A 6,102-nucleotide genomic window follows, 5' to 3' on the forward strand; every position below is an offset into this window, starting at 1 on the left:
GTCGGTGGCCGCGGGCGTGCGGTGGTCCGCCGGCATCGGCGAGCGGGTCGTCGCCGGGGCGCCGCTGCTGGAGCTGCACACCGACGACCCGGCCCGGCTGGCCACCGCCCGGGCGGCCCTCACCGACGCCGTCGAGATCGCGGACACCCCGCCGCCCGTCCAGCCGCTCGTCCTCGACCACGTCCACCCGTAGGGCCTGCCTACTGGAGGGCCCCCGGTAGGCGTCCACCGGTGGGGCCTACCGGTAGCCCGGAGCCGCCCGGCTGCCCTACAGCCTGCGCATAGGCAGCCTGCGCATAGGCGTCCACCGGTAGAGCCCACCGGTAGGCGTCCACCCGCGGGCGCCGGCTGGCGGATGCCGGCCACCGGCATCCCGGATGCCCACCGATGATTTTCGCCGCTGATTCCTGTCGCTGATTTCCGTCGACGGATATTTTCACGGTGTATTATCCGCTTTGTTTCTTTCCGGGGGGTTCTCCCGGGCAATCCATGAATGGATCTTCTCTGGCGGGGCTCCGCCGACGGATCCTCCGTCCGGCTCGCCGACCGGGCGCGGGAACCGGGTAAGACGGCCGTGCCTTCGGATATATCTTCGGACGATGACCGTGTCCGTGTCCGTGCCGTCCCCGCCCACGCTGGAGGCCATCCGGCGGGTGCCCAAGGTGCTGCTGCACGACCATCTCGACGGTGGGCTGCGGCCGGCGACCGTCGTCGAGCTCGCGGACGAGGTGGGCTACGGCGGGCTGCCCACCGCCGACGTGGACAAGCTCGCGACCTGGTTCCGCGGCGGCGCCCACAGCGGGTCGCTCGTGCGCTACCTGGAGACGTTCAGCCACACCGTCGGGGTGATGCAGACCCCGGGCGCGCTCGCCCGGGTCGCCCGCGAGTGCGCCGAGGATCTCGCCGCCGACGGCATCGTCTACGCCGAGGTCCGTTTCGCCCCCGAACTGCACGTCGAGCGGGGGCTGGCGCTCGACGCGGTGATCGAGGCCGTCATCGACGGCTTCCGGGCCGGGTCGGCCGGTACCGGGCTGAAGATCCGCGCGCTGCTGACCGCGATGCGTCACGCGGCCCGCTCGCTGGAGATCGCCGAGGCCGCCGTCCGGTGGCGGGACAGAGGGGTTGTCGGTTTCGACATCGCCGGAGCCGAGGCGGGATACCCGCCGACCCGCCACCTCGACGCGTTCCAGTACATGCAGCGGGCCAACGGCCACTACACGATCCACGCCGGGGAGGCGTTCGGGCTGCCGTCCATCTGGGAGGCCCTGCAGTGGTGCAACGCCGACCGGCTCGGCCACGGCGTCCGGGTCACCGACGACATCACTGTCGACACCGACGCGAACGCGGCCCTCGGGCAGCTGGCCAACTATGTCCGGGACGTCCGGGTGCCGCTGGAGATGTGCCCGACGTCCAACGTGGACACGGGCGTGTGCGCGAGCATCGCCGAGCATCCGATCGGCCTGCTGCGCGGCCTGCACTTCCGGGTGACGGTCAACACCGACAACCGGCTGATGAGCGGGGTGACGCTGTCGAGCGAGTTCGCCGCGCTGGTGGACGCCTTCGGGTACGGATGGCCGGACATCCGGTGGCTGACGGTGAACGCGATGAAGTCGGCGTTCATCCCGTTCGACCAGCGGCTGGCGCTCATCAACGACGTGATCAAGCCTGGGTTCGCGCCGGTGTGCGGCGATGGGTGACCCGCCGCTCGCCGCGGCCGGCCCGGCCGCCCCGGATGGCCTGGCCGCCCCGGCCGGCCTGGCCGCCCCGGATGGCCTGGCCGGCCTGACCTTTCCGGACGGTCCGGATAGCCCGGACAGCCCGGACGGCCCGGATAGCCTGACCGTTCTGGATAGCCCGGACGGCCCGGATAGCCCGGACGGCCCGGATGGCCTGGCCGGTCCGGACGCCGGCTCCGGGCGGGCCGGGGCCCCCGGCGGTGCCGTGGCCGGGCCGGACGGGCGCCCGCGCTGCCCGTGGGCGCTGTCCGCGCCGGAATACATCTCCTATCACGACGACGAGTGGGGGCGCCCGGTCCGCGACCGGGCCGGGCTTTTCGAGCGGCTCAGCCTGGAGGCGTTCCAGTCCGGTCTTTCCTGGCTCACCGTCCTGCGTAAACGGGACGCCTTCCGGGCCGCGTTCGCGGATTTCGACCCGGTGGCCGTCGCGGCTTTCGGCCCGGCCGACGTCGAACGGCTGGCGGCGGACGCGGGAATCATCCGCAACCGCCGGAAGATTCTCGCGACAATCACCAACGCCCGGGCGCTGCTGGCGCTGGACGGGTCGTTCGAGGAACTAATCTGGTCGTTCCGGCCCGTGACCACGGCGGTGCCGCTGGTAACGGCGGACCTGCCGGCGACCACGGCCGAGTCGGCGGCGCTGGCCCGGGAACTGAAATCCCATGGCTTCGTCTTTGTCGGCCCCACGACAGCGTATGCGCTGATGCAGGCGTGTGGTCTGGTCAACGACCACCTTGCGGCCTGCGCGGTCAGGAGCTTACGGGGGTGACCGCCCCCGCGCCGCCGGTGCCGGCGGGCCGGCCCGTGCTCCAGGCCGCGCCGCGCGAACCAGACGAACCGGGCCGCTCCGCTAGCATGGCTGATCATGTCGGACGTGATGCTACTTGCGATTGTCAGTGTTGTCGTCACCGGCATCGGCGCGCCGGGGATCAGCGCCTTCTCCGGCCGTATGGAAACACGGCGCTCGCATCGTCTCGCCGTCCAGAAGGAATGCCGTGACGTGCTGGACTTCGCCGCCGAGCAGCTGACCCGGTCCCAACTGGTCACCGCCTACTGTATTTCACTGTGGTCCCGGGGGATAATGGACGGCGACGACGAGGCGAAAGAATATCTGAAGCGCCGGAACCACGCGAACGAAATGGCCCGGACCGCCTACGGGCGGCTGCGTGTCAGGTTCGGCCCGACCGCCCCGGTCACCCGTCACTACGACGACGCCATCGAGTGCATGCACCGCCTGACCGATGTGCTGCGGGGCTACCGCGCCGGCGACACCTACGGCGCCTGGGAGCACCAGGCCAGCGCCGAGTCCGCCGAACTGGCCACGGCCGGCAACAAGTTCCTCACCGCCGCGAAGAAGGCCCTCTCCGCCCAGCGGTAGACGTCGCCGCGGGCACCGGCGCTGTTCGGGGCACCGGCGCTGTTCGGGGCACCGGCGCTACGCCGGGACGTCGGCGTTGCTTGGGGCACCGGCGTTGCTTGGGGCACCGGCGTTGCTTGGGACGTCGGCGTTGCTTGGGGCACCGGCGTTGCTTGGGACGTCGGCGCTACTCCGGGACAGCGGCGAGCACGTCCCGGGTGGCGGACATGCCCAGCCTGGTCGCGCCGGCGCCGACGAGGGCGAGCGCCTGCTCGGCGGTACGGATGCCCCCGCTGGCCTTGATCCCGAGCCGTCCACCGACCGCCGCCGCCATCGCCCGCACCGCCCGCAGGCTCGCCCCGCCCGCCGGATGGAAGCCCGTCGACGTCTTCACGAACTCCGCCCCGCCGGCCTCCGCGGCCCGGCAGGCCGCCGCGATGCCGGCGTCCGGCAGCAGCGCGCTCTCGATGATCACTTTGAGGATCACGTGCGGCGGGACGGCCAGCCGTACCTCGGTGATCTCGGTCTCGATCGACCGCCAGTTCTCCTCCATCGCGCAGGCCAGGTCGATCACCAGGTCGATCTCGTCCGCGCCGTCGGCCACGGCCCGGCGGGCCTCCTGCGCCTTGACCATGGTCAGATGGGTGCCGTGCGGGAACCCGACCACCGAGGCCACGGCGAACGCCGGGTCGTCCGCCGCCGCCCGCTCGTCCTTCGGCCGGCCCCGGCGGGCCGCGGCGGCAGCCAGGTAGACGTGGGTGGGCGCGACACACACCGCGCCGACGCCCAGCTCGGTGGCCTCGCCGCACAGCGCGAGGATCTCCTCCCCGGTCGCCTCGGGGCGCAGCAGGGTGTGATCGATCATCCGGGCGAGTTCGGCCCGGCGTGGGGGAGCGGGAGGGCCCGGCACCGTCGCGCCGGTTCCACCGGTTCCGGCGGGACGGTCCGCTCCGGCTGGGAAGCTCGTCATAGCGTCCATCATTACGGGTGCGGTACGGGTGTGGTGGCAGCCGGAGTTCCAGCGGGCCAGGTGAGGGTCCTCGGACGGCGGGAGGCAGTTGTGCGGGTCGACGTCGTCGAACATCCGCTGGTGGCCGCGCGGCTGACCATGCTGCGCGACAAGGGGACGCAGCCACCGGTGTTCCGCGCGGCGCTGCGGGAGCTGTCCACGATGCTGATCTACGAGGCCGCCCGGGAGCTGCCGACGGTCCGCCACGCCGTGGCCACCCCGCTCACCCCGGCGGTGGGCAGCAGGCTGGCCATGGCGCCGATCGTCGTGCCGGTCCTGCGGGCGGGGCTGGGGATGCTGGAGGCGGCCCTCGGCCTGCTGCCCGAGGCCCGGACCGGCTTCGTCGGCCTGGCCCGGGACGAGCGGACCTTCCAGCCCCACGCCTACCTGGAGTCACTGCCGGCGAGCCTCACCGACTATCCCGTGCTGCTGCTCGACCCGATGCTCGCCACCGGCGGATCGGCCGCGCACTGCCTGAACCTGCTGGCCGGCCGCGGCGCTACCGGCATGGTTCTGGTCTGCGTACTCGCCGCCCCCGAAGGGGTCGCCGCGCTGGACGCGGGCGGCTTCGACGTCCGGATCGTCACCGCCTGTATCGACGAACGGCTCGACGACAACGCCTTCATCGTCCCCGGCCTCGGCGACGCCGGCGACCGCCAGTTCGGCGCCGTCTGACTCCGAGCCGCCCACCAGCGGCGCATGATCGTCAATTGTTTGTCGTTGTGTACGGTTTTCGGGCGAAAAAGCGTACACAACGACAAACAATCGCCGATCTTCTCCGTTCAGGGGCCGAGGAGCAGATGGTGGACGGTGGCGCGGAGCGTGGCCAGGCGGGTGTCCGCCTCGCGGCGGGCGCGTGCGAGGCCGTCGGCGTCCGCCGTGGGCTCGACCGGGACGGCCACCTCCAGATAGGCCTTGATCTTCGGTTCGGTGCCGCTGGGACGAACGACCACCCGTCCACCGTCCGTCAGCCGAAAAATGATCACATCAGCTGGTGGGACGGCACCGGCCGCCTGGCCGGGCGTAGACGGCACGGGTTCGGCGGCCGGGGCGGGTTCGGGTTCGGCGGTCGGGACCGGTGCAGGTGCGGCGGCCGGGACCGGGGCCGGGGCGGGTGCGGGCGCGGCGGTCGGGACCGGGGCTGGGGCGGGTGCGGCGGTCGAGACCGGGGCCAGGGCTGGTGCGACGGCCGGGGCTGGGGCTGGTGCGGCGGCGAGGTCGCGGATGGCGAGTACGTCGGCGGGGCCGATCCTCGCCGGGGGCTCGGCGCGCAGTGCGTCCATCACGGCGGAGATCCGCGCGCTGTCGGTGACCCGGATGGACACCTGGGCGGTGGCGTGCAGGCCGTGTCGGCGGACGAGGTCGTCGAGCCGGTCGAGCAGGGTCCGGCCGTGGCGTTTCTCCGCCGCGGCGATCCCGGCGATCGCCAGGGCCGCGGTGATTCCGTCCTTGTCGCGCACGAGCGTCGGCGCGACCGCGTAGCCGAGCGCCTCCTCATAGCCGAAGACGAGGCCGGCGTGCGCCCGCATGATCCATTTGAAGCCGGTGAGGGTCTCGAGGCAGGGGACGCCGTGCGCGGCCGCGAGCGTCGCCAGTGCGCCCGAGCTCACGATCGTCGTGGCGACCGGCCCGGGCCGGTCGCGCAGCACCTCGTCCGCGAGCAGCAGCCCGACCTCGTCGCCGGTGAGTACCCGGCTGCCGACCGCGGCCGCACAGCGGTCCGCGTCCGGGTCGTTGGCGATGACGACGTCGGCGCCCACCGCCCGGCCGAGCGCGAGCACCCGGTCCAGCACGCCGGGCTCCTCCGGGTTCGGGAACGCGACGGTCGGGAAGTTCGGGTCGGGACGGGCCTGCTCGGCTACCACGAACGGCGCGGCCAGGCCAGCCCGGGTGAACACGGCGGCCAGGGTGTCTGCGCCCACACCGTGCAGCGGCGTGTACGCCACCCGGAGGCCAGCAAGATCGTCTAGGGTGGAGTCGTCAACGGCCCGGCTGGTGGT

Annotated in this window: 5 protein-coding genes and 2 pseudogenes; 5 read left to right on the forward strand and 2 right to left on the reverse strand. The window is 72.6% G+C overall.

The genetic code is table 11. The features are described 5' to 3' along the window. The 4 genes and pseudogenes from NBX02_RS04770 to NBX02_RS04785 form a co-directional block, all read left to right on the forward strand. A pseudogene (locus tag NBX02_RS04770) lies at positions 1 to 193 on the forward strand (thymidine phosphorylase); the annotation flags it as partial. Between the two features lie 406 nt (positions 194 to 599). After that, a complete protein-coding gene (locus NBX02_RS04775) occupies positions 600 to 1,697 on the forward strand; it encodes an adenosine deaminase (RefSeq protein WP_250284563.1) in 1,098 nt (365 codons plus the stop codon). 193 nt (positions 1,698 to 1,890) lie between these two features. Then, positions 1,891 to 2,505, forward strand: a complete 615-nt coding sequence (locus NBX02_RS04780) for a DNA-3-methyladenine glycosylase I (protein ID WP_445548267.1) — start codon at positions 1,891 to 1,893, stop codon at positions 2,503 to 2,505. A 108-nt stretch (positions 2,506 to 2,613) separates the two neighbouring features. Continuing rightward, the gene (locus NBX02_RS04785; RefSeq protein ID WP_250290148.1) at positions 2,614 to 3,114 is read left to right on the forward strand and encodes a hypothetical protein; all 501 of its coding nucleotides are present in this window, start codon (positions 2,614 to 2,616) and stop codon (positions 3,112 to 3,114) included. 166 nt (positions 3,115 to 3,280) lie between these two features. Here NBX02_RS04785 and deoC read toward each other — a convergent pair whose 3' ends face one another. Next, positions 3,281 to 4,063, reverse strand: a complete 783-nt coding sequence (gene deoC, locus NBX02_RS04790) for a deoxyribose-phosphate aldolase (RefSeq protein WP_250284561.1) — start codon at positions 4,061 to 4,063, stop codon at positions 3,281 to 3,283. A 90-nt stretch (positions 4,064 to 4,153) separates the two neighbouring features. Between deoC and upp the strand changes: the two genes are divergently transcribed. After that, positions 4,154 to 4,777, forward strand: a complete 624-nt coding sequence (gene upp / locus NBX02_RS04795; protein ID WP_250284559.1) for a uracil phosphoribosyltransferase — start codon at positions 4,154 to 4,156, stop codon at positions 4,775 to 4,777. A 107-nt stretch (positions 4,778 to 4,884) separates the two neighbouring features. Here upp and NBX02_RS04800 read toward each other — a convergent pair. Beyond that, positions 4,885 to 6,102, reverse strand: a pseudogene (locus NBX02_RS04800) (phospho-sugar mutase); the annotation flags it as partial.

The organism is Protofrankia sp. CiP1_Cm_nod1 (assembly GCF_920888515.1).
Lineage (GTDB): Bacteria > Actinomycetota > Actinomycetes > Frankiales > Frankiaceae > Protofrankia.